The organism is Streptomyces roseoverticillatus (assembly GCF_000719265.1).
GTDB lineage: Bacteria > Actinomycetota > Actinomycetes > Streptomycetales > Streptomycetaceae > Streptomyces > Streptomyces roseoverticillatus.
This window is the reverse complement of sequence record NZ_JOFL01000001.1, coordinates 65,936-83,819: the sequence shown is the minus strand read 5'-3', so window position 1 is coordinate 83,819 and position 17,884 is coordinate 65,936. Positions and strand designations below refer to the sequence as shown.

The window sequence follows — 17,884 nt, the reverse complement described above, 5'->3', positions numbered from 1 at the left end:
GTGGAGGTGCCGTGTACACCACCGAGCCAGTCGCCAACACCCTTGCCCCGTCCCCCCAGGAGGACCAGCTGGCCGAGGACTACGCCAGCATCCTCGGCACCCTCTCCCGCATCGACGAGGCGGTGCGCGAAGGCGCCTGGCAGGGGGTGCGCGACGAACTCGACCAGCTCATCAGCGCGGCCGAGGACATGTGGTCGACCCTGACCGACCCCGACCCCAGCGCGGACGACGCGGACGCCGACCGCCGCCCCTTCCCGGTGACGGCCGACGCCGCCACCGTCCGCCGCCTGGTCACCACCTACGCCGAGCCCTATGCCCTCGGGCGCCTGCTCTACCCGTCGAACGGAGCCGTCCCGCCCGAGCTCCGGGACCGCCCCGCCCCCGAGGACCCCGCCCTCCACGACCCGCGGCCGGAGACCTGGACCTGACGCCCTGACCTGACCCGGACCCGTCCGGTACCCAGCGGCGGCGGCCCCTCGGGCCGCCGCCGCTGCACGTGTTGCCGCATTTCATAATATTTTGCCAATTCAAAACCCTGTGCGGCATACTGGCGATTCTCCCCCCGGTGCACCGACCATTCCTCTATTTCCGTGTGAGGGCCCCTGCCCCATGGGCGTTGTTCTGCGTGCCCTGCGTGCACTTGTCGTGCTCGCGGGTTTCTATCTCCTGTGCTTCGTCGTCCTCGGCGTCTTCGCCGGAATCGGAGTCGCCGTTTATTGGCGGGGCGTGAATCCCCTCGCCCTCAAGCTCACCGTCGTCCTCGCCCTGCTGGCCTTCCCCGTCATCCGCGGAATGCTGCTCGTCCGCACTCCCAAGGACGACGGTGACGAAGGCCTGCCCGTCACCGAGCAGCAGCAGCCGCGGCTCTGGGCCGCCGTGCGCGAGGTGGCCGGCGCCGCCGGCACCCGCATGCCCGACGAGATCCTCCTCACCGGCACCGTCAACGCCGCCGTCTCCGAGAACGCCCGTCTGCTCGGCCTCCTGCCCGGCCGCCGCCGGCTCTACCTCGGCGTCCCCCTGATGACCGGCCTCGACGAGGCCCAGCTGCGCGCCGTCCTCGCCCACGAGTTCGGCCACTACGGGCACGCCGACACCCGCCTCTCCGCCATCACCGCCCGCGGCCGGCACGCCGTCGCCCGCACGGTGAACGCCTTCGCCGAGCGGGCGGAGGAGCGGGTGGAGAAGGAGCGGCTGCGCCAGGAGGAGGCCGCCGAGAAGGCCCTCCGCAAGGGCCGCAAGGCCAAGGAGGTGGACACCCGCGGCGCCGGGTGGAGCTACCGTCAGATGAGCAAGCTCTTCATCGCCTACGGCAAGTTCGCCCTGCGGGCCACCCGGAGCGACGCCCGCCGCCAGGAGCTCGCCGCCGACCGGCTCGCCGCCCGGATCGCGGGCCGCGACGCCACCGCCTCCGCCCTGCGGGAGACCGTCGTCCTCGACGCCGCCCACGGCTTCTACCTCCGCGGGTACGCCTCCGTCGGCGTGGCCGCCGGACTCCTGCCCCCGTACGGCCAGTTCTACGGCGGGCTGGGCCGGCTGCTCGCCGAACCGGCCCGCCAGGAAGAGCTCGACGCGCTGCGCCGCGACCTCCCGCCGGGCGACCCCTCCCCGTACGACGCGCACCCCCCGACCGCCGAGCGGGTCCGCCTCATCGAGGCCATGCCCGACGACGGGCGCGGCGGCCGGCCCGCCGGCCCCGCCATGGCCCTGCTGGACGACCCCGCTCGCGTCTTCGCCGACCTCGAAGCGGCCACCCTCACCCGGGAAGCGCTGCACATGCCCCGCGCCGACTGGCCCGAGCTCGTCCACCACGGCATCCGCGCCGGCCACGAGGCCGACGCGGAGCCCCTCCGGGACGCCATGGCCCGCGTCATCGGCGGCCGCACCACCGTGCACGCCCTGCTCGACGCGGCAGACCGCGGCACCATGTGGCAGATAGCCGCCGGCCTCCCGCAGTCGCGGGCCGCGCAGCAGGCGAGCGGCCGGGCCGCGCGCGAATTCCTGCGCCCGGCGCTCCTCGACGGCCTGTCCAGCCTCGTCCTGCTGGAGCTCGTGGACGCCCGGGCCGCCTGGTGGGAGCTGTCCTGGGCGGAGAGCGCCCGGCTGCACCTGCCGGACGGCTACGACACCTTGCTGCCGCAGGCCCTGGAGGCGGCCGTCGCTGACGTCCCCGACACCGCGCCGCTGCGCAGGCTGCTGCCGCGGGCCGCGCACGCGTGACCTCCGCGCCCAGTCTCCTTTTCCCGTTCTCACGAATCGAGCCGAACTCCCGTGGCACGACTGCTGCCCCTCCTCGTCATAGCCGTCTGGATCTACTTCTGGTACCGGAACCGCAAGGGCGCCGCCGCACGGCCCGAGCGCGAGAAGGCAACCACCCCCTCGCCCGCCCGGCTCTCCAAGGAAGCGGCCGCCCTCGGCCTGCTCCCGCAGGACCGGCAGGACGCCGAGCGGCTGCTGCACGACCCGCAGATCGACGGCGCACGTGAGGCGGCGGAGCGCGGCGCTTGGGAGCCCGCGGCCCGGGCCATGACCGCCATCGGCAAGGACTGGGAGCGCCGGACCGCGCTCGTCATCTCCCTCGCGCAGGCCGCGGCCGACGAGGACGCCTGGCTCACGGCCTGGGAGGCCGCACGCCCGGGCGACCCCGACGCCGCGGCCGTGCGCGCCCGGTCCACCGTCTTCCTCGCCTGGGAACTGCGGGGCGCCAGTACTGCGGACCGGACCTCGGCCGAGCAGTTCGAGGGCTTCCACCGCGTCCTGCTGCGGGCCCGCGAGGACATCACCCGGGCGGTCGAGCTCAACCCCGAGGACCCCTCCCCGCTCGTCTCCGACCTCTGGGCAGGACTCGGCCTCGGCTACCCGCACGCGTACGTGCACGAGCTCTGGGCCGAGATCACCGGCCGCGCCCCCTTGCACTACGAGGCGCACTACAGCGCCCTCCAGTACTGGTGCGAGAAGTGGCACGGCTCGGCGGAACTGGCCCGCGACTTCGCGGACAAGGCGGCAGCCGGCGCCCCGGCCGGCACCCTCCTGCCCGCCCTGCGGCTCGTCGCCCACTTCGAGCACCTCGACCGGCCGTTCAACGGCAAGCACTACCGCACCCCCGAGGCCACGGCCATGGTCGACGCCCTGCTCGCCGACCTCCCGGCCGTCCGGCCCGACCACCCGCGCCTGCCCGAGGCCCGGCACCTGCTGGCCTTCTTCCTCGTCAAGCAGAAGCGCCACGCGGAGGCCCTCGAACAATTCCGGCTCGTCGACGGCTGCGTCGGCTCCCTGCCCTGGAGCTACTTCGAGAACCCCGCGGAAAAGTACTGCGATTACCGGGAACGAGCCGTTCAGGGCGCCCGGTAGTCACTTTCCGTTCAGCGGCGCGCAGCCTGCGCCCGCCCCCACCACAACCGAACAGAAAAGCAGAGCCCAATCCGTTTCCGGTCTCGCGCAGCGTGAACTCATCGCTGCGCAGAGCCACTTGACGGATTGGGCTCAGCTGTCTTGTCGCTCCCGGGTTCCCTGGGCAACGCTCGGAACCAGCCGGTCGGGCGCTGCCCAGCACCGCAAGGGATCTGGAGGAGAAATGACGACAGCGCCGCACGGGCGGGAAGAACTCCCCTTCGGCAAGGACGAGATCCTGCCGGCCGTCCTCAAACCGGGTGACGGAGCACAGCGGCTGTGGGGAAAGGGATCCCTGGTGACCGTGAAGCTCACGGCCGAACAGACCAGGGGCGCCATGGGGATGACCCATTTCGCGGCGAAGCTCGGCGAGCGCTCCCCGAGCCACATCCACACGCTCGAGGACGAGATCTTCATGATCGGCAGCGGTGGCGTACGCGCCACCGTGGGCGACCGCACCGAACTCCTCGAAGGCGGCAGCGTGCTCTTCCTGCCGCGCGGAATCCCGCATTCGTATCTGGTGGAGAGCGAGACGGCCGATCTGTACGTGCTGACCTGCCCCGGCGGATTCGAGCGGTTCTTCCTGGACGGTGGATATCCCGTGCACATGGGGGCCGCCGCACCGGTCGGTGACCGCTGGTCCGTCGAGCGCACGCAGGAGGTCGCGGAGAAGCTCGGTCTCGGCATCATCTGGGGCAGCTGACCGGCGAAAACACTGGTACGCACAGAGAGAACCATGGGCATGCTGAACAGACGAACCATGCTGACCGGCACCGCCGCCGCAGTGGCGGGCGTCGCCGTGACACAGACGGGCCTCGCGCCCACCCGGGCCGCCGCGGCGGGCACCGGCGCCGGGGCGGAGGCCGGCGCGGGTGCACCTGCGGCGGTCACCGTACTCCCGGACGACCCGCGCTACGCCGACCTGGTCGTCGGCAACAACACCCGCTGGGTGGGCCGACCCGAGTCCGTGCGCATCGTGCACACCACCGAACAGGTCGTCCGGACCGTGCAGGAGGCCGTCCGAGCCGGCAAGCGGATATCCATACGCGGCGGCGGGCACTGCTACGCCGACTTCGTCTACAACCCCGACGTCCAGATCGTCGTCGACATGACGGCCATGGACCAGGTCGGCTACGACGAGCAGCGCAAGGCCTTCGTCGTCGAGGCCGGGGCCACGCTGCTGCACGTCTACGAATCCCTCTACAAGGGCTGGGGGGTGGCCCTCCCCGGCGGCATGTGCTATTCCGTGGGCGTCGGGGGTCACATCAGCGGCGGTGGCTATGGAATGCTCTCGCGCAGGCACGGCCTCACCGTCGACCACCTCTACGCCGTCGAGGTCGTCGTCGTGAACGCCGACGGCACCGCACGGGCCGTGGTGGCGACCCGCGAGCCCGACGACCCGAACCGCGACCTGTGGTGGGCGCACACCGGCGCGGGCGGCGGCAACTACGGCGTGATCACCCGCTACTGGTTCCGTTCGCCGGACGCGACCGGCAGCGAGCCCGCCAAGCAGCTGATGCACCCGCCGAAGGACGTCTACGTCAGCGCGATCTCCCTGCCCTGGAGCAAGCTGGACAAGACGCGCTTCGCCACCCTGGTGAAGAACTTCGGGACCTGGCACGAGAAGAACGGCAGCCCCGACTCGCCGTACGCCTCGCTCTGCAGCTTCCTGATGATCAACCACCGGGCGAACAACAGCATCGGGCTGCTCACGCAGATGGACGCCACCGTGCCCGATGCGGAGAAGCTCATCACGGCCTACGTCGCCTCGATCACCTCGGCCCTCGGCATCAAGGCCGAGCCGCTGACCTCCGCGGTGGGCGAGCAGGGCCCGATGCCCGACTTCTTCACCCCGCAGCGCGTGCCCTGGCTGGCCTCAGTCCGCTTCCTGGGCACCAACAACCCCACGCTCACCAACCCCACCCTGCGCGGCATCCACAAGTCCGCCTACCTGCGCAAGGCCTTCAACGACGCCCAGATCGCCTCCCTCTACAAGCACCTGACGCGCACCGACCTGCAGAACCCCAACTCGATGGTCGTCCTGCTCTCCTACGGCGGGAAGATCAACACGGTGCGCTCCGGCGACACGGCCTCCGCCCAGCGCGACTCCATCTTCAAGGGCCTCTTCCAGAGCTTCTGGCCCGGCAAGGACCAGGATCCGCAGAACCTCGCCTGGACCCGCGAGGTCTACGCCGACGTCTTCGCCTCCACCGGCGGCTATCCCGTCCCCGGCCCGGCCGCCGACGGCTGCTACATCAACTACCCCGACAGCGACATCACCGACCCGCAGCAGAACAAGTCCGGGGTGCCCTGGACCACGCTCTACTACAAGGACAACTACCCCCGCCTGCAGCGCGTGAAGGCCGCCTACGACCCGCGCAACGTCTTCCGCCACTCGCAGTCCATCGCCCTGCCCAAGCAGTGACCCCCTCATGGAGGAGAACCAGATGACCGCACAGTTCGAAGGCAAGGTCGCCCTCGTCACCGGGGCGGGCTCCGGCATAGGCCGGGCCAGTGCCCTGGCCTTCGCACGCCAGGGGGCCACCGTCGTGGCCGTCGACGTGGCGCTGGAGCCCGCCACGGAGACCGTGCGGCTGATCGAGGAGGAGGGCGGCAAGGCCAGTGCCGTCGCCGCCGACGTCACCAGCGCCCAGGACGTCGAGGCGATGGTCGCCACGGCGGTCGCCCGCCACGGCGGTCTGCACATCGCGCACAACAACGCCGGGCTCTTCGCCCCGCCCGCGCCGCTGGCCGACACCGACCTCGCCACCTGGCACCGGCTCGTCGGCGTCAACCTCACCGGCGTGATGCTGTGCATGAAGTACGAGGTCGCCCACATGCGCGAGCACGGCGGCGGAGTGATCGTCAACGCCTCGTCCAATATCGGCTTCCACGGCCGCCGCCCCGGCATGGCCGCCTACGTCGCCTCCAAGGCCGGCGTCAGCGCCCTGACGCGGGTGGCCGCGCTGGACCACATCAAGGACGGCGTCCGCATCAACGCCGTGAGCCCCGGCGCCTCCAACACCTCCATGTCCTTCCGTCCCGGCGAGAGCGAGGCCGACCGCAACGCGCGGGTGGCCGGCACGGTGCCGATCGGCCGCGTCGCCGAGACGGAGGAGATCGTCGCCGCGGTCCAGTGGCTCGCCTCGGACGCCGCGAGCTTCGTCGTCGGCCACGACCTGGTGGCGGACGGCGGCATGACGGCCTGAGCACCACGAGGGGTGCGGGGCGGGCGCCGGGCGCCCGCCCCGCACCCGTGCGTTCACCACAGGCTCCGGCGGGCCCGGCCGAGGAGCTCGTCGGTGATCTCGTACGTGGCGACGCGGACGGGGGACCGGGAGCGCCGGGCGGGGCCCGTGCGGAAGCACTCCAGGCCCGCGGTGGAAGCGGGCCCGCGGAATGGTCCGACCGGGTGGTCCAGGAGCCCCCGGCCGAGCAGCACCGGGTGGGCCATCAGATCCGCCCGGCCTGGTCGCTGTGGTTGCCGAGCCGGGCGAGGGGAGCGGCTTGGCGTTCTCGATCGCATGGGCGGCGAGGACGACGACGTCGGCCTCGGCCGTACGGGTGGCGGGGACGGCCCCCGCGCTCGGGGAGCGGGGGCCGTCCGGACCGCGGAGCGGAGGGGTTCTCCGGGTCCGCTCAGGTGCCGGGCTTGCGGCCGTAGACGAAGACGTTGTCGCCGTTGCCCAGCATGGACCAGTACGTCTTGGCGTCGCCGGTGCGCATGTTCACACAGCCGTGCGAGCCGGGTGGGGACCAGACGCTGCCGTCGATGGCGTGGAAGGCCTGCCCGCCGTCGAAGAACTGCGCGTAGGGCATCCGCACCTTGTAGATCGTCGACCAGTGGTCGATCGCCCGCCAGTAGATCTTCTTCGGGCCGGTCCGCGTCTCGTAGCCGGCCCGTCCCGTGCGGACCGGCACGGGGCCGAACCTGACGGTCCGGCCGTCCTGTATCCAGCTGATCTGGCGGGTGAGGTCGACGCAGGCGATCCGGCCCTTGTTCACCGGGCACTTCCCGGCGGCGTTGGGGTCCCGCCGGGTGATCTCGTCCTGCATGGCCGCCCAGGTGATGGGCCCCGCGAAGCCGATGTTCGGCGTGATGCGGTGACTGGTCTGGAAGTCCTGGATGGCCTTGCAGTCGGCGGGCGACTGCTGACCGTCCACCGGTCTGCCCAGGAACTTCTCGGCCTCCTTCTGGTAGGGCCCGGTCCGGGTCGTGCAGGCGGGCGCGGCCTGGGCCGGCCCGCCTATCGCCAGCGTCAGCGGCGCCGTCAGCCCGAGCGTGCCCAGCAGCACCCCGAGCCGGCGTGCCGCGACCGGGCGCACCGTCTTGTTCCTGCTAAGTGTTCCCATATGACGTAAGACTGATAGCACCGGCCGGTGGTTGCAGCCGGGACCGGAGGGGGCGAGGGGGAGGGGGCGCCGCCACTCCGGACGGGGACCCCTCGAACGGAGCAGCGGGCGCGCCGCTACGAGACGGGGGCACCCGTGGGGATCGAGTTCAGGGCGACGGGCGAGATGTTCACGATCTTGTTCCAGTCGAAGTAATACTTGTCCATCGCGGCCGGGCTGGTGATCCAGCGCTTGATTCCATTGCTCACGAGGTAAACCGCCGGCCCGCTGGGCGACTTCGCGAGAATGGCGCCGTCGGACAGCTGCCCGCCGTCGTCGATGGCATCGATGTCGACGACGGACTGAATTCCGTTCCAGTTGCGGAACAGGTTGTTGTACGTGGCCGGGTTGGGGATCCAGCGGCGTTTGCCGTCGAGGATCAGATAGACGGCCGGGCTGTTCACGCCCTTGAGCCGGGCGCCGTTGAGTTCGGGATGTCTGCCCCGGAGCTCCGCGGCGCCGGATGGTGATGCGGAGGCCGATTCCCGAGCGGTGCCGGAGGCCTGGGCGGCGGGGGCCGCCGCGAGACCGGAAACGGATGCGGCCACGAGGGCCAGGGCGGCGAACCACGAGCGTCTGGACACTTTTCCTCCAGCTGCGGAGAAGGGGATGAGCTCAACTCGCTTGCATTCCCGTGCCTTTCGCTTGCGGGCCAACCCTTGCGGCGCCGCGCCCGCTTGTCAATGTCCGCTCAGTTCTCCGTGCGGACGGTCAGCGATTCTCCGCCATGGGTGCCGGGGCGTCCGTCGTGTGCCTGGTCCGCATGTGCCCGTGACCGGCAGAAGACAGGCAGCAGTGAGCATTCCGGATGCACCGCCTAGGAATACCCGATTCCGGCGGTGGGGCCCGAAAGGAGCGGCATCGTGCGGAGTTTCCCCGCGATCCTCTTCTCGGTGCTGCGGCTGTCCCTCTTCGCCCAACTCCTGCGCCGCAGGGCCTGGCTCGGCGGGATGGCCGCCGTCGGCTACGCCCGACTGACGCGCCGGGCCCCCGGGAAACGCCACGGTGGCGGAACGGCCGTGCCGCTCCGCCACCGGAAGACGCCGCTCAGAGGTTGCGCGGGGTGAGCTCCGCCATCGCGGACCAGCCGTTGCCGGGGGCCTCGGTGCTGATGATCTGCGGCGTGGTGGCGATGGCCTCGGCCATCTCGTCCATGGCGGTCTTGAAGTGCGCGGAGTTCACGTGCGCGTCACCGGCCTCGCGGGAGGCGAAGCCCTCCACGAGGACGAACTGGTTCGGGTTGTCGACGCTCCGGGACCACTCGAAGAACAGGTTGCCCGGCTCGTCCCGGGTGGCCTGGGTGAAGTCCTTGACGAGGTCGAGCCACTTCTCGGTGTACTCGGGGCGGACGGTCATCTTGACGACGATCAAGATCATGGCGGCTCCTGTCGTGTTCGGGCGGCGGTCCGGGCACCGGGCCGGTTCCCGGCCCCTGCCGACGGCGGCGGGCGGGAGCGCCCGTGCCGGTGCCCACGCTGGCGGAGGCGTGGGCACCCGGTGAAGCAGGGACGACAGCGATTCCGGCCCTCCCGGAAAATTGCACCCCGGTTGCGGCGGGACGGCCAGTCGGGCAGGCGGCCGTCCGCCCGTCCGCCGGAGCCGCCCGCCGGGCCGCGGACCCGTCCGCCGGAGCCCGCTACGCGGCCGGCGCGGTCCGCTCGACCGGGGCCGGAAGCGTCTGCGCCTGTTGCGGCCGGGCCTGCGCGGGCACGGCGAGGTCCTCCGCGCCGTCGGGGACGGGCACGGACATGAAGATGGCGTCCTGCCGCTCCTGGAGCTCGCGGGCGCGCTCGGGCGAGGTGGTGGGCAGCCGCTGCTCCTCGTACAGCTTGTGCGTCGCCTCCTGGGCCCACTTGCTCGACGGGGTGTGGAACTGCACCTCGAAGACGTGCTGGGAGTGCGGGTCGCGCCAGGCGGCGTTGATGCCCTTGTAGCCGTGCTTCCGGCCCCAGGTGTTGGACCACTTGACGCTGTCGTTGCCCCAGAGGGCCAGGGCGGAGGAGGCGATCGTCACTCCGTTGGTGTAGCTGCCGTCCGGCCACTGGAGGGTGTAGCGGACGGAGTCGCTGATCCTGGCCAGGGTGGCGTCCACGGTCTGCCCGGGGGCCTCCTTCATGGCCGTGGCGACCTTGCGCTTGAGCGAGTCCGGCGACTTCAGCCGGTGGTCGAAGCCGACGAGGGTGGCGTGGCTGATGCGGGCCACCGCCTCCATCTCGGGGCTGACCGTCCGCTCGGCGGACCGGGCGCGGGTGAGGAACGCGTCGACCTTCTTGTTGTCCGCGGCGTTGAGGGACAGGCCGTCGCCCTGCCATCCGCCGTCGCCGTCGGGGAGCCGCTCCGCCTTGACCGGCTCGGCCGCCTTGGCTGCTGTGACCGTCTTGCCGGCGGACCAGGGGTGCGCCCCGGCCCGGACGTCGGCAAGGGCGCTCTGCACCGGTCCGGCGCCCAGGGCGGCGGCGAGCGCCGCGGCGACAGCGAGTCGAGGGGCAGTGCGGTTGTTGATCACCGTGTGATTCGTCCTTCGGCGCGTGAGGTGTGGTGTCCGGCGCCCCATACAACTGGTCGTCACCCGCACCGGTAACTGAACGGCACGCGCCACGGCCCGCCTTTGGCCGGATCACGGCGGTTGCGGGGCGGAATGTGGCCGTCCGAGCCCTGTGGGCCGTGCGGGTGACCAGGGGGTGTGTTGGCCGCATTCTTCGGATGATCGCTCCGGCGCGTTGTTAGGTTTTGCTGACTAATGACCCCTTTGGGGTAGTTCCGGCGGTGGGGGAATGGGCGGTGGTTGCGGTGGCGGGTGGAGTGCGGGTGTCGGGGTGCGGCGTGGTCGCCGACGAGGATGCCGGCGGCGGGAGCGCCGTACCGGGGCCCGCGGGGGAGTGGCGCGCGGCGTCGCCCGTGGTGACCGCGGCACCGGGCGGGGACTACGACTACGAGGGCTTCAGCCGCCTGGCGGGGACGGTGGAGGAACCCCCGCCGCGCGGGTCCTACCGGGTGGGGTACCGGGCGCTGCGGGGCCGGGCGGGTTTCGCGGGGGTCTGGGTGGGGCTGCTGGTGGGGCTGGCGCCCCTGACGGCGGCGGGAGTGCTGGTGTGGCTGCTGTGGCCGGGGCACTGGGTGGTGCGGGACGGATGGCCGGGGACGGTGGACGCGGTGATGCTCGCGTCGGTCGGGCTGGTCGAGGTGTTCCGCGTGGTGAACGTGGTCTCGGTGGCCCACGCCTCGTGCGTGGCGCGGGATCCGGTGCCGGTGCGCGCGCAGCCCGGCGCGCGGGTGGCCTTCTGTACGACGTTCGTGCCGGGGAAGGAGCCCCTCGCCATGGTGTCGGCGACGCTGGAGGGGGCGGTGCGGGTCGGCTACGACGGCCTGGTGGACGTGTGGCTGCTGGACGAGGGCGACGACCCGGGCGCGCGGGCGCTGTGCGAGCGGCTGCGCGTACGGCACTTCTCCCGGAAGGGCGTGGCGCGCTACAACCGGCCGTCGGGGAAGTTCCGGGCCCGGACGAAGCACGGCAACTACAACGCCTGGCTGGACGCGCACGGCCACGACTACGACTTCGTGGCGTGCGTGGACACCGACCACGTGCCGCTGCCGAACTTCCTGGAGCGCATGCTGGGCTACTTCCGCGACCCGGACGTGGCCTTCGTGGTGGGCCCCCAGGTGTACGGGAACTACTCGGCCCGGGTGACGAAGGCCGCCGAGAGCCAGCAGTTCCTCTTCCACGCCCTGGTGCAGCGCGCGGGCAACCGGTACGGGTCGCCGATGTTCGTGGGGACGTCCAACTGCGTGCGCGTGAGCGTCCTGCAGCAGATCGGCGGCTTCTACGACTCGATCACCGAGGACATGGCGACGGGCCTGGAGATCCACCGGCGGAAGAACCCGGCGACGGGCCGCCGCTGGCGCTCGGTCTACACCCCCGACGTCCTGGCGGTCGGCGAGGGCCCCTCGTCGTGGACGGACTTCTTCTCCCAGCAGCTGCGCTGGTCGCGCGGGACCTTCGAGACGCTCCTGCGGCAGTTCGGGCGCGCGGTGTGGTCCCTGTCCCCGGGCCGCCTGTGGAACTACTGCCTGCTGGTCGCCTACTACCCCATGGCCGCCATGACCTGGGTCCTCGGCGGCGTCTCCTGCGTCCTCTTCCTCGGGCTCGGGGCCTCGGGGATCAACGTTCCCTCGCAGGTGTGGCTGATGCTCTACGGCGACGCGGCCGTGCTGCAGATCTGCCTGTACGTCATCAACCGCCGCCACAACGTCAGCCCGCACGAGCCGGAGGGCTCCTCGGGCGTGGCCGGGATGGTGATGTCGGCGGTGTCGGCCCCCCTGTACGCGCGGGCCATGGGCCAGGCCCTGCTGCGCCGCCGCTCGGGCTTCGTGGTGACGCCTAAGGGCGCGTCGGCCTCGGGGGACTGCACGGCGACGTTCCGCACGCATCTGTGGTGGGCCTGCATGTTCGGGGTGTGCCTGGTGGCGTCGGTGCTGATGGGCCACTCCTCGGTCGCCATGCGCGTATGGGCCGGCATGGCGCTGGTCACCGCGCTGGGGCCGCCCGGGGTGTGGCTGGCGGGCCGGGCGCGCGACCGCTGGCCGAGCGGCCGGGGCACCGGCGACGGCCCGGCGGTCTCCCGCCCCCGCACCCAGCACAGTGCCGCCTGACATGGCCGGCGGAACCGCCCCCGGCCCCATGCGCGTGCTCGTGCTCGGCGCGTCCCTGCGCACCGACTCGCTCAACGCCCGGCTGGCCTCGCTGGTGGCCCGCCTGGTGCGGGACGAGGCGGGTGCGGACGTCGACCACGCCCACATGGACGAGTTTGCCATGCCGCTCTACAACGGCGACACCGAGGAGGCCGAGGGCCTGCCGCCCGGGGCGCTCGCGCTGCGCGACCGGCTGACCGCCTGCCAGGCGCTGGTCATCTCCTCCCCGGAGTACAACGCCTCGATGCCCGGCGTGCTGAAGAACGCCATCGACTGGGTCTCCCGCGTCCGCCCCCAGCCGTTCAAGGACAAGCACGCCCTGCTGGTCTCCGCGTCGCCCTCCATGGTCGGCGGCAACCGCGGGCTGTGGGCGCTGCGCGTCCCGCTCGAACACCTGGGCACGCGCGTGTACCCCGACATGTTCAGCCTCGCCAAGGCGCACGAGGGGTTCACCGGCGACGGCGACCTCTCCGACGGCGGACTCCACGCACGCCTGGCGGAGGCGGTGACGTCGTTCCTGCGGCTGGTCGAGGCGGACACGCGCTACGTCTGCCTGCGCCGCCGCTGGTACGAGTTCCTCGGCGACTGCACGGACGCCCCGGTCACCCAGCGCGCCCAGGACTGACCGGGCCCTCCCGGCCGCCGTCCCCGTCCGCGAGCTCCGCCGCCGCGAGCGCGCAGCCCCACGACACCGTCACCCCCGCCCCGCCGTGGCCGTAGTTGTGGACCAGCCGTGCGCCGCCCGGCAGCCGGCCGGCCTCCAGCCGCGCGGGGGAGCGGGCCGGGCGCAGGCCCGCCCGGTGCGCCAGGACCCGGGCCACCGCCAGCCGGGGGTCCACGCGGGCGCAGCGGCCGATGATCGACCGGGCCGTGGCGGGTGCGGGGGTGCGGTCCCAGACGTCCTCGCGCGCGATCCCGCCGAGGACCACGCCGTACGGCTGCGGGAAGACGTGGACGAACTCTCCCGTCGCGCTGTCCTCGGCGACGAGCCACTCGGTGACCCCCGGGTTCTCCACGACGACGACCTGCCCCTGCACGGGGTGCACCCGCGGGTCGGGGACGAGGTCGCGGGCGCCGAGCCCGGTGCAGTTGACGACGACCGGTGCGGCGCGGCCCGCCTCGGCCAGGTGCGGTACGGCCCGGCGGACGACGATGCCTTCCGCCGCGGCGAACCGCCGCTGCAGATATCCGAGATATACCGGCATGTCCACCAGGGGTGTACGGGCGCGGAGGCCGTGGCCGTAGCCCGCGGGCAGTTCGCCGGCTCCGGCCGGCCGCAGCCCGGGCACGCCCGCGGCCCAGCCGGCCCGCTCCTCCGGCCCCGTGCTCGCGTGCGTCCCGTCGACGAGCCGGACGCCCGTCTCGTCCGGCCGGTCCGCGAGGAGGGACAGCTGCCGGAAGGACGCGAGGGCCCAGGCGGCGACCGCCTCCCGGGGCTCGATCCGGTACGGCCACCAGAGGCCGCCGGCCACGGCGGAGGTGGTCTCCGCGGGCCGCTCCCGGCTCCACACCTCCACCCGCCGCCCGGCCTCCGCCAGCACCACCGCGGTGGTCAGCCCGATGACCCCGGCTCCCACGACGATCGCATCGCTCGGCATGGCGACACGCTACCGCCGCGGGCGACGGCCTGCGGCCCGCAGGGGCGACGGGCCCCGCGCCGGATCGCGGCACCGGATTCCGGCACCGCGAGCAGGCGCGGAGAACGGCACGTGCACGCGTCCGGAACTTCATTTCCCAGATATTGCGCTGTTGACTTCTCCGCCGCCCTGTGGAATGGATTCCTCACCCGGATCCGGCCTTTCGCCATTCCGGTCCTCCGGGAGAGATGCCCCCTGAGCACAGCGACAACCAGCCAAGGGAGCGCCATGTCCAGACCCAGAGTATTCGTCCTCAGCAGTGCGGCGATCGCCGCACTGTGCGGTCCCGTGCTGCCCGCGCACGCGGCGGCCCCGGCGATCGCCGTACCGCCGGACAAAATCGTGATCGAGGTCGCGACCGTGAATGGCTCCGGCTGCCCCCAGGGCACCGCGGCAGTAGCCGTCTCCCTCGACAACACCGCGTTCACCGTCACGTACAGCCAATACCTCGCCCAGGTGGGACTGGGGACGAAACCGACGGACTTCCGTAAGAACTGCCAATTGAATCTGATCGTCCATGTGCCGCACGGATTCACGTACGCGATTGCGAGCGTCGACTACCGCGGATACGCCCATCTCGAATCCGGCGCCACCGGCGAGCAGAAGGCCTCGTACTACTTCCAGGGACAATCGCAGACCGCCGTCAAATCGCACCAGTTCAAGGGCGCGCTGGACGACAGCTGGCAGTCGACCGACACCAATGAGATCGCGCAGTACGTATGGGCGCCCTGCGGGGAGCAGCGCAACTTCAACGTCAACACCGAGCTGACCGTCGGAGCGGGCACCTCCGACCCCGCGAAGACCACCAGCTTCATGGCCATGGACTCCACGGACGGCGCCATCAACACCGTCTACCGCCTGGCCTGGAAGGAGTGCCCGCCCAAGCGGTAGCCGCCCCCGGGGTTGTGGGAACCGCACAAGGTACCCCTCGCCGGCACTGGTATCGGCCCCGCTGTCCCGAAGCGGCAGGGACCGACGAGGATGAACAGGTGCTCGACACCCTCGACCCCGCGGACCCCTCCTTCGCACGCGACCCGTACCCGTACTACGCGCACCTGCGCACCACGGGCCCCGCGGCACGCGTGGCGTTGGCCAACGGCACGGACGCCTGGCTGGTCACCGGCTACCGGCAGGCCCGCGAGGTCCTGGCCGACCCGCGCTTCTCCAACGTGCCCCCGCGCGCCGCGGGCCGCCCCAAGCCGGACTCGCCGGCCCAGCGCGCCCGCGGCTGCCTCGCCCGCCACATGCTCAACACCGACGCACCCGACCACACCCGGCTGCGCCGGCTGACCACCGCCGCCTTCACCCCGCGCCGGGTCGACGCCCTCCGCCCCCGCATCGAGCAGCTCACGGCGGAACTGGTGACGGACGTGGCGGCCCGGCTGGCCCGCGAAGGCACGGCCGACCTCGTCGACGCCTTCGCCTTCCCGCTGCCCGTCCTCGTCATCGGCGAGGTGCTCGGCGTGCCCACCGCCGACCGGGCCGACCTGCGCACCTGGACCTACCAGGTCGGCTCGCCCGCGGACGCCCTCCCCGCCGGCGCCGTCGACCGGGCGTGGACCAGCCTCCACGGCTACTTCACCGCGCTCATCGCCCGGAAGCGGCGGGCCCCAGGGGACGACCTCTTCAGCGCCCTCGTCCACGACGAGGCCGAGGGCGGGCTGGACGACGGCGAACTGCTCGCGATGGCGTTCCTGCTGCTCTTCGCCGGCTACGAGACGACCATGAACCTGCTCGCCTCCGCCTCGCTCCTCCTGCTCACCCACCCCGCGGAACTGGCCGCGGCCCGGCAGGGCGGGCCCGCGCGCTGGGCCGCCGTGGCCGAGGAGGCCCTGCGCCACGCCAGCCCGCTGGAGGGGACGACGTGGCGGCGCACGACCGAGGAGGTCGACCTGGGCGACGGGGTGGTGCTGCCCGCCGACGCCTCGGTCCTCGTGGTCCTCGCCGCGGCCAACCGCGACCCCGGCGTCTTCCCGGAGCCGGACGCGTTCCGGCCCGGCCGCTACGCCTCCTCCGGCGAACGGGCGACTGAACGGGCTGCTGAACGGGCGGCGCCCCACGCGGCCTTCGGGCACGGCCCGCACTTCTGCCTCGGCTCCCGGCTCGCCCGGCTTGAAGCGGAGGTGGCTCTTCCGATGCTCTTCGGCGAGGGCGGCCGGATGCCGGCCTTCACCCTCGCCGCCGACCCCGCCACGCTTCCCTACCGCCCTGGTCTCCTCGTCCGCGGCCCGCGGCACCTCCCGGTGGTCAGCGCCGGGTCCTCCGGCTGACCCGTCCGGATCCGCCCGGGTGCTGAGGCCACGACCTCCGCAGACCTGTCGGCCGGGTGGTCGGAGGGACTTCCTCCCCCGGTCGCACGCATGGGCTCTACAGTGGCCTGTGCCTTTGTGTGCTGCCAGGGAGGAAGTGCGTAGTGGTCGACACGGTCCGGGGTTGCGTGCTGTTACTGGACGGTACGCCTGACCGGCGACGAGGTGTCCTGCCGAATCCGACCGCGCACGCCGTCGCGGGCGCCCACCCCCGCCGCTTCCTCGCCGCGGATGCCGTGGACGTGGTCCAACTGCCCGCGGTGGAGGGCCCGCAGAGCGCCCTCGCCTATCTGCAGCACGCCGCGGCGGTGCCCGGGCCGCTCCTGGTCTGGGTGACGGGACGGCTGATGGTCCCCGCCCGCCGCGGCGGCGAACTGCACCTGGCCCTGTCCGGCAGCACTCCGGCCACCGTCCGCTATACCGGGCTGCCCTGGGCGTGGCTGCTGCGCACCCTGCAGGCCCACGCGGGGCCGGTGCTGCTGATGGCGGACCTGGAGGCCGACGCGGCCGCCCGGCCCCACGTCGTGAACGGGGCGGGCTCCGGCGAACTCGCCGGGGGAGTGCCCCTGTTCGGCGTCGTCAACCCCGTCCCGCCGGTGCCCGCGCGCGAAGCCGGCCCGTACACGCGGGCCCTCATCGAAGCCCTGCAGACCGGCGACCCCCACGCGGGCCCCGTGCTCGACGTGCCCACGGTCCACCGGCGCGCCCTGCTCGCAGCGGGCCCGGGCCCCGACACCGTGCCCCTGCAGTGGGGAGCGCCCGGCCCGGTCCTGGCCAACGTCGCCGCCGCGGCCCGCCCGCACCCGCAGCCGGAGCCCCGGCCGGCCGGCGGACCGGCCCCTTTACAGCCACCGGCTTCCTTGCAGCCACCGGCTTCCTTGCGGCAGCCGGAGCCCGCCCCGGTCCGGCCCCCGGACCCCGGTCCCGCACCTGCCGCCGCTCCCGTCCCCGCGCAGGACGACCTCCTGCCCGGCATCCTGGCCGCCGCTCACGCCGGCCGGCACAACGAGGCCGCAGCCATGGCCGCCGCGGGCGAGCAGCAAGCCCTGCGCCACTACGGGCCGGACAGCCCCGAGGCGGGGCTGTGGGTCGAAGTCCGCGCGGACCTCGCCCGCATGGCCGGCGACCACTCCCGGGCCGCCGAACTGTGGATGACGGCCGCCGCCGCACGCTTCGGCCGCAGCGGACCCGCCGACGGAGAAGCCCTGGCGGCGCTGAAACGCGCGCACTACTGCTGGCAGCACAGCGGCGACCAGGCACACCGTCTCGCCCCCGACCTGCTCGCCCTGTGGGAGCGGGTCCCCGGCGGCGAGGGCGCGGCCGGTCACATTCGGGCGCACCTGCAGGGAGCGGAGGAGAACGTCCCGCCCACGGTAGCCCGCTGACGCCCCGCCAGGCCGGCCCCGGCTCACCACCGGGGCGCGCGGTGGTGCGCTTCGGCGCGTGCGGGCAGAACGGGGGTGACGGGCG

At 72.7% G+C, this 17,884-nt stretch carries 18 protein-coding genes; 12 read left to right on the top strand and 6 right to left on the bottom strand.

The genetic code is table 11. The features are described 5' to 3' along the window. Window positions 1-11 precede the first annotated feature (11 nt). From IF61_RS0100400 to IF61_RS0100375, 6 genes are all read left to right on the top strand, one after another. Window positions 12-428 carry a hypothetical protein gene (locus IF61_RS0100400; RefSeq protein WP_030364109.1) on the top strand — a complete coding sequence of 139 codons (417 nt, stop codon included), beginning with the start codon at window positions 12-14 and terminating at the stop codon, window positions 426-428. Between the two features lie 181 nt (window positions 429-609). Then, the gene (locus IF61_RS0100395; protein ID WP_030364108.1) at window positions 610-2,217 is read left to right on the top strand and encodes a M48 family metalloprotease; all 1,608 of its coding nucleotides are present in this window, start codon (window positions 610-612) and stop codon (window positions 2,215-2,217) included. A gap of 51 nt (window positions 2,218-2,268) precedes the next feature. Further along, window positions 2,269-3,348: a hypothetical protein gene (locus tag IF61_RS0100390; RefSeq protein WP_043187296.1), complete on the top strand. Its 1,080-nt coding sequence runs from the start codon at window positions 2,269-2,271 to the stop codon at window positions 3,346-3,348. Between the two features lie 223 nt (window positions 3,349-3,571). Further along, window positions 3,572-4,090 (top strand): cupin domain-containing protein, encoded by a 519-nt coding sequence (locus tag IF61_RS0100385; protein WP_245684344.1) that lies wholly within the window; start codon window positions 3,572-3,574, stop codon window positions 4,088-4,090. 33 nt (window positions 4,091-4,123) lie between these two features. Then, window positions 4,124-5,812 (top strand): FAD-binding oxidoreductase, encoded by a 1,689-nt coding sequence (locus IF61_RS0100380; RefSeq protein ID WP_030364105.1) that lies wholly within the window; start codon window positions 4,124-4,126, stop codon window positions 5,810-5,812. Window positions 5,813-5,834: 22 nt separating this feature from the next. Next, window positions 5,835-6,596: an SDR family NAD(P)-dependent oxidoreductase gene (locus tag IF61_RS0100375; protein WP_030364104.1), complete on the top strand. Its 762-nt coding sequence runs from the start codon at window positions 5,835-5,837 to the stop codon at window positions 6,594-6,596. A gap of 53 nt (window positions 6,597-6,649) precedes the next feature. On the opposite strand, the gene IF61_RS0100370 is transcribed toward IF61_RS0100375, so the two are convergent. The 3 genes from IF61_RS0100370 to IF61_RS0100360 all read right to left on the bottom strand — a co-directional run bounded on the left by IF61_RS0100370 (window position 6,650) and on the right by IF61_RS0100360 (window position 8,363). Further along, entirely contained in the window at window positions 6,650-6,841 is a 192-nt protein-coding gene (locus IF61_RS0100370; RefSeq protein WP_030364103.1) for a hypothetical protein, read from the bottom strand. A gap of 185 nt (window positions 6,842-7,026) precedes the next feature. Next, complete coding sequence (locus tag IF61_RS0100365; protein WP_052392272.1) at window positions 7,027-7,740, bottom strand: L,D-transpeptidase family protein; 714 nt, start codon at window positions 7,738-7,740, stop codon at window positions 7,027-7,029. Window positions 7,741-7,856: 116 nt separating this feature from the next. Then, entirely contained in the window at window positions 7,857-8,363 is a 507-nt protein-coding gene (locus IF61_RS0100360) for a hypothetical protein (protein WP_030364101.1), read from the bottom strand. A gap of 279 nt (window positions 8,364-8,642) precedes the next feature. Between IF61_RS0100360 and IF61_RS0100355 the strand changes: the two genes are divergently transcribed. Beyond that, window positions 8,643-8,846 carry a hypothetical protein gene (locus IF61_RS0100355; RefSeq protein WP_030364100.1) on the top strand — a complete coding sequence of 68 codons (204 nt, stop codon included), beginning with the start codon at window positions 8,643-8,645 and terminating at the stop codon, window positions 8,844-8,846. Here the strand turns inward: IF61_RS0100355 and IF61_RS0100350 are convergent. Both IF61_RS0100350 and IF61_RS0100345 read right to left on the bottom strand, forming a co-directional pair. Beyond that, the gene (locus IF61_RS0100350; RefSeq protein WP_030364099.1) at window positions 8,827-9,156 is read right to left on the bottom strand and encodes a putative quinol monooxygenase; all 330 of its coding nucleotides are present in this window, start codon (window positions 9,154-9,156) and stop codon (window positions 8,827-8,829) included. The two genes, IF61_RS0100355 and IF61_RS0100350, sit on opposite strands and share 20 nt — an antisense overlap. Window positions 9,157-9,415: 259 nt before the next feature. Beyond that, window positions 9,416-10,333 (bottom strand): ATP nucleotide 3'-pyrophosphokinase, encoded by a 918-nt coding sequence (locus IF61_RS0100345; RefSeq protein WP_078659867.1) that lies wholly within the window; start codon window positions 10,331-10,333, stop codon window positions 9,416-9,418. A 236-nt stretch (window positions 10,334-10,569) separates the two neighbouring features. On the opposite strand from IF61_RS0100345, the gene IF61_RS0100340 reads away from it, so the two are divergent. Together IF61_RS0100340 and IF61_RS0100335 are read left to right on the top strand one after the other, a co-directional pair. Next, window positions 10,570-12,429: a glycosyltransferase family 2 protein gene (locus tag IF61_RS0100340; protein WP_397945430.1), complete on the top strand. Its 1,860-nt coding sequence runs from the start codon at window positions 10,570-10,572 to the stop codon at window positions 12,427-12,429. A gap of 1 nt (window position 12,430) precedes the next feature. Then, window positions 12,431-13,093, top strand: a complete 663-nt coding sequence (locus IF61_RS0100335) for an NADPH-dependent FMN reductase (RefSeq protein ID WP_030364096.1) — start codon at window positions 12,431-12,433, stop codon at window positions 13,091-13,093. Here IF61_RS0100335 and IF61_RS0100330 read toward each other — a convergent pair. Further along, window positions 13,071-14,066, bottom strand: a complete 996-nt coding sequence (locus tag IF61_RS0100330; protein ID WP_052392271.1) for an NAD(P)/FAD-dependent oxidoreductase — start codon at window positions 14,064-14,066, stop codon at window positions 13,071-13,073. The two genes, IF61_RS0100335 and IF61_RS0100330, sit on opposite strands and share 23 nt — an antisense overlap. 267 nt (window positions 14,067-14,333) lie before the next feature. Here IF61_RS0100330 and IF61_RS0100325 point away from each other — a divergent pair, with 267 nt between their 5' ends. The 3 genes from IF61_RS0100325 to IF61_RS0100315 all read left to right on the top strand — a co-directional run bounded on the left by IF61_RS0100325 (window position 14,334) and on the right by IF61_RS0100315 (window position 17,799). Next, the gene (locus tag IF61_RS0100325) at window positions 14,334-14,996 is read left to right on the top strand and encodes a DUF4360 domain-containing protein (protein WP_030364094.1); all 663 of its coding nucleotides are present in this window, start codon (window positions 14,334-14,336) and stop codon (window positions 14,994-14,996) included. Window positions 14,997-15,094: 98 nt separating this feature from the next. Next, complete coding sequence (locus IF61_RS0100320; RefSeq protein WP_030364093.1) at window positions 15,095-16,375, top strand: cytochrome P450 family protein; 1,281 nt, start codon at window positions 15,095-15,097, stop codon at window positions 16,373-16,375. A 167-nt stretch (window positions 16,376-16,542) separates the two neighbouring features. Further along, window positions 16,543-17,799 carry a hypothetical protein gene (locus tag IF61_RS0100315; RefSeq protein WP_157848524.1) on the top strand — a complete coding sequence of 419 codons (1,257 nt, stop codon included), beginning with the start codon at window positions 16,543-16,545 and terminating at the stop codon, window positions 17,797-17,799. Window positions 17,800-17,884 lie beyond the last annotated feature (85 nt).

Excerpts from the sequence above, each read along its gene's own strand:
- IF61_RS0100335 (WP_030364096.1), top strand. The coding sequence starts at position 12,431 with ATGGCCGGCGGAACCGCCCCCGGCCCCATGCGCGTGCTCGTGCTCGGC.
- IF61_RS0100385 (WP_245684344.1), top strand. The coding sequence starts at position 3,572 with ATGACGACAGCGCCGCACGGGCGGGAAGAACTCCCCTTCGGCAAGGAC.
- IF61_RS0100380 (WP_030364105.1), top strand. The coding sequence starts at position 4,124 with ATGGGCATGCTGAACAGACGAACCATGCTGACCGGCACCGCCGCCGCA.
- IF61_RS0100395 (WP_030364108.1), top strand. The coding sequence starts at position 610 with ATGGGCGTTGTTCTGCGTGCCCTGCGTGCACTTGTCGTGCTCGCGGGT.
- IF61_RS0100375 (WP_030364104.1), top strand. The coding sequence starts at position 5,835 with ATGACCGCACAGTTCGAAGGCAAGGTCGCCCTCGTCACCGGGGCGGGC.
- IF61_RS0100325 (WP_030364094.1), top strand. The coding sequence starts at position 14,334 with ATGTCCAGACCCAGAGTATTCGTCCTCAGCAGTGCGGCGATCGCCGCA.
- IF61_RS0100350 (WP_030364099.1), bottom strand. The coding sequence starts at position 9,156 with ATGATCTTGATCGTCGTCAAGATGACCGTCCGCCCCGAGTACACCGAG.
- IF61_RS0100365 (WP_052392272.1), bottom strand. The coding sequence starts at position 7,740 with ATGGGAACACTTAGCAGGAACAAGACGGTGCGCCCGGTCGCGGCACGC.
- IF61_RS0100370 (WP_030364103.1), bottom strand. The coding sequence starts at position 6,841 with ATGGCCCACCCGGTGCTGCTCGGCCGGGGGCTCCTGGACCACCCGGTC.
- IF61_RS0100330 (WP_052392271.1), bottom strand. The coding sequence starts at position 14,066 with ATGCCGAGCGATGCGATCGTCGTGGGAGCCGGGGTCATCGGGCTGACC.
- IF61_RS0100345 (WP_078659867.1), bottom strand. The coding sequence starts at position 10,333 with ATGGGGCGCCGGACACCACACCTCACGCGCCGAAGGACGAATCACACG.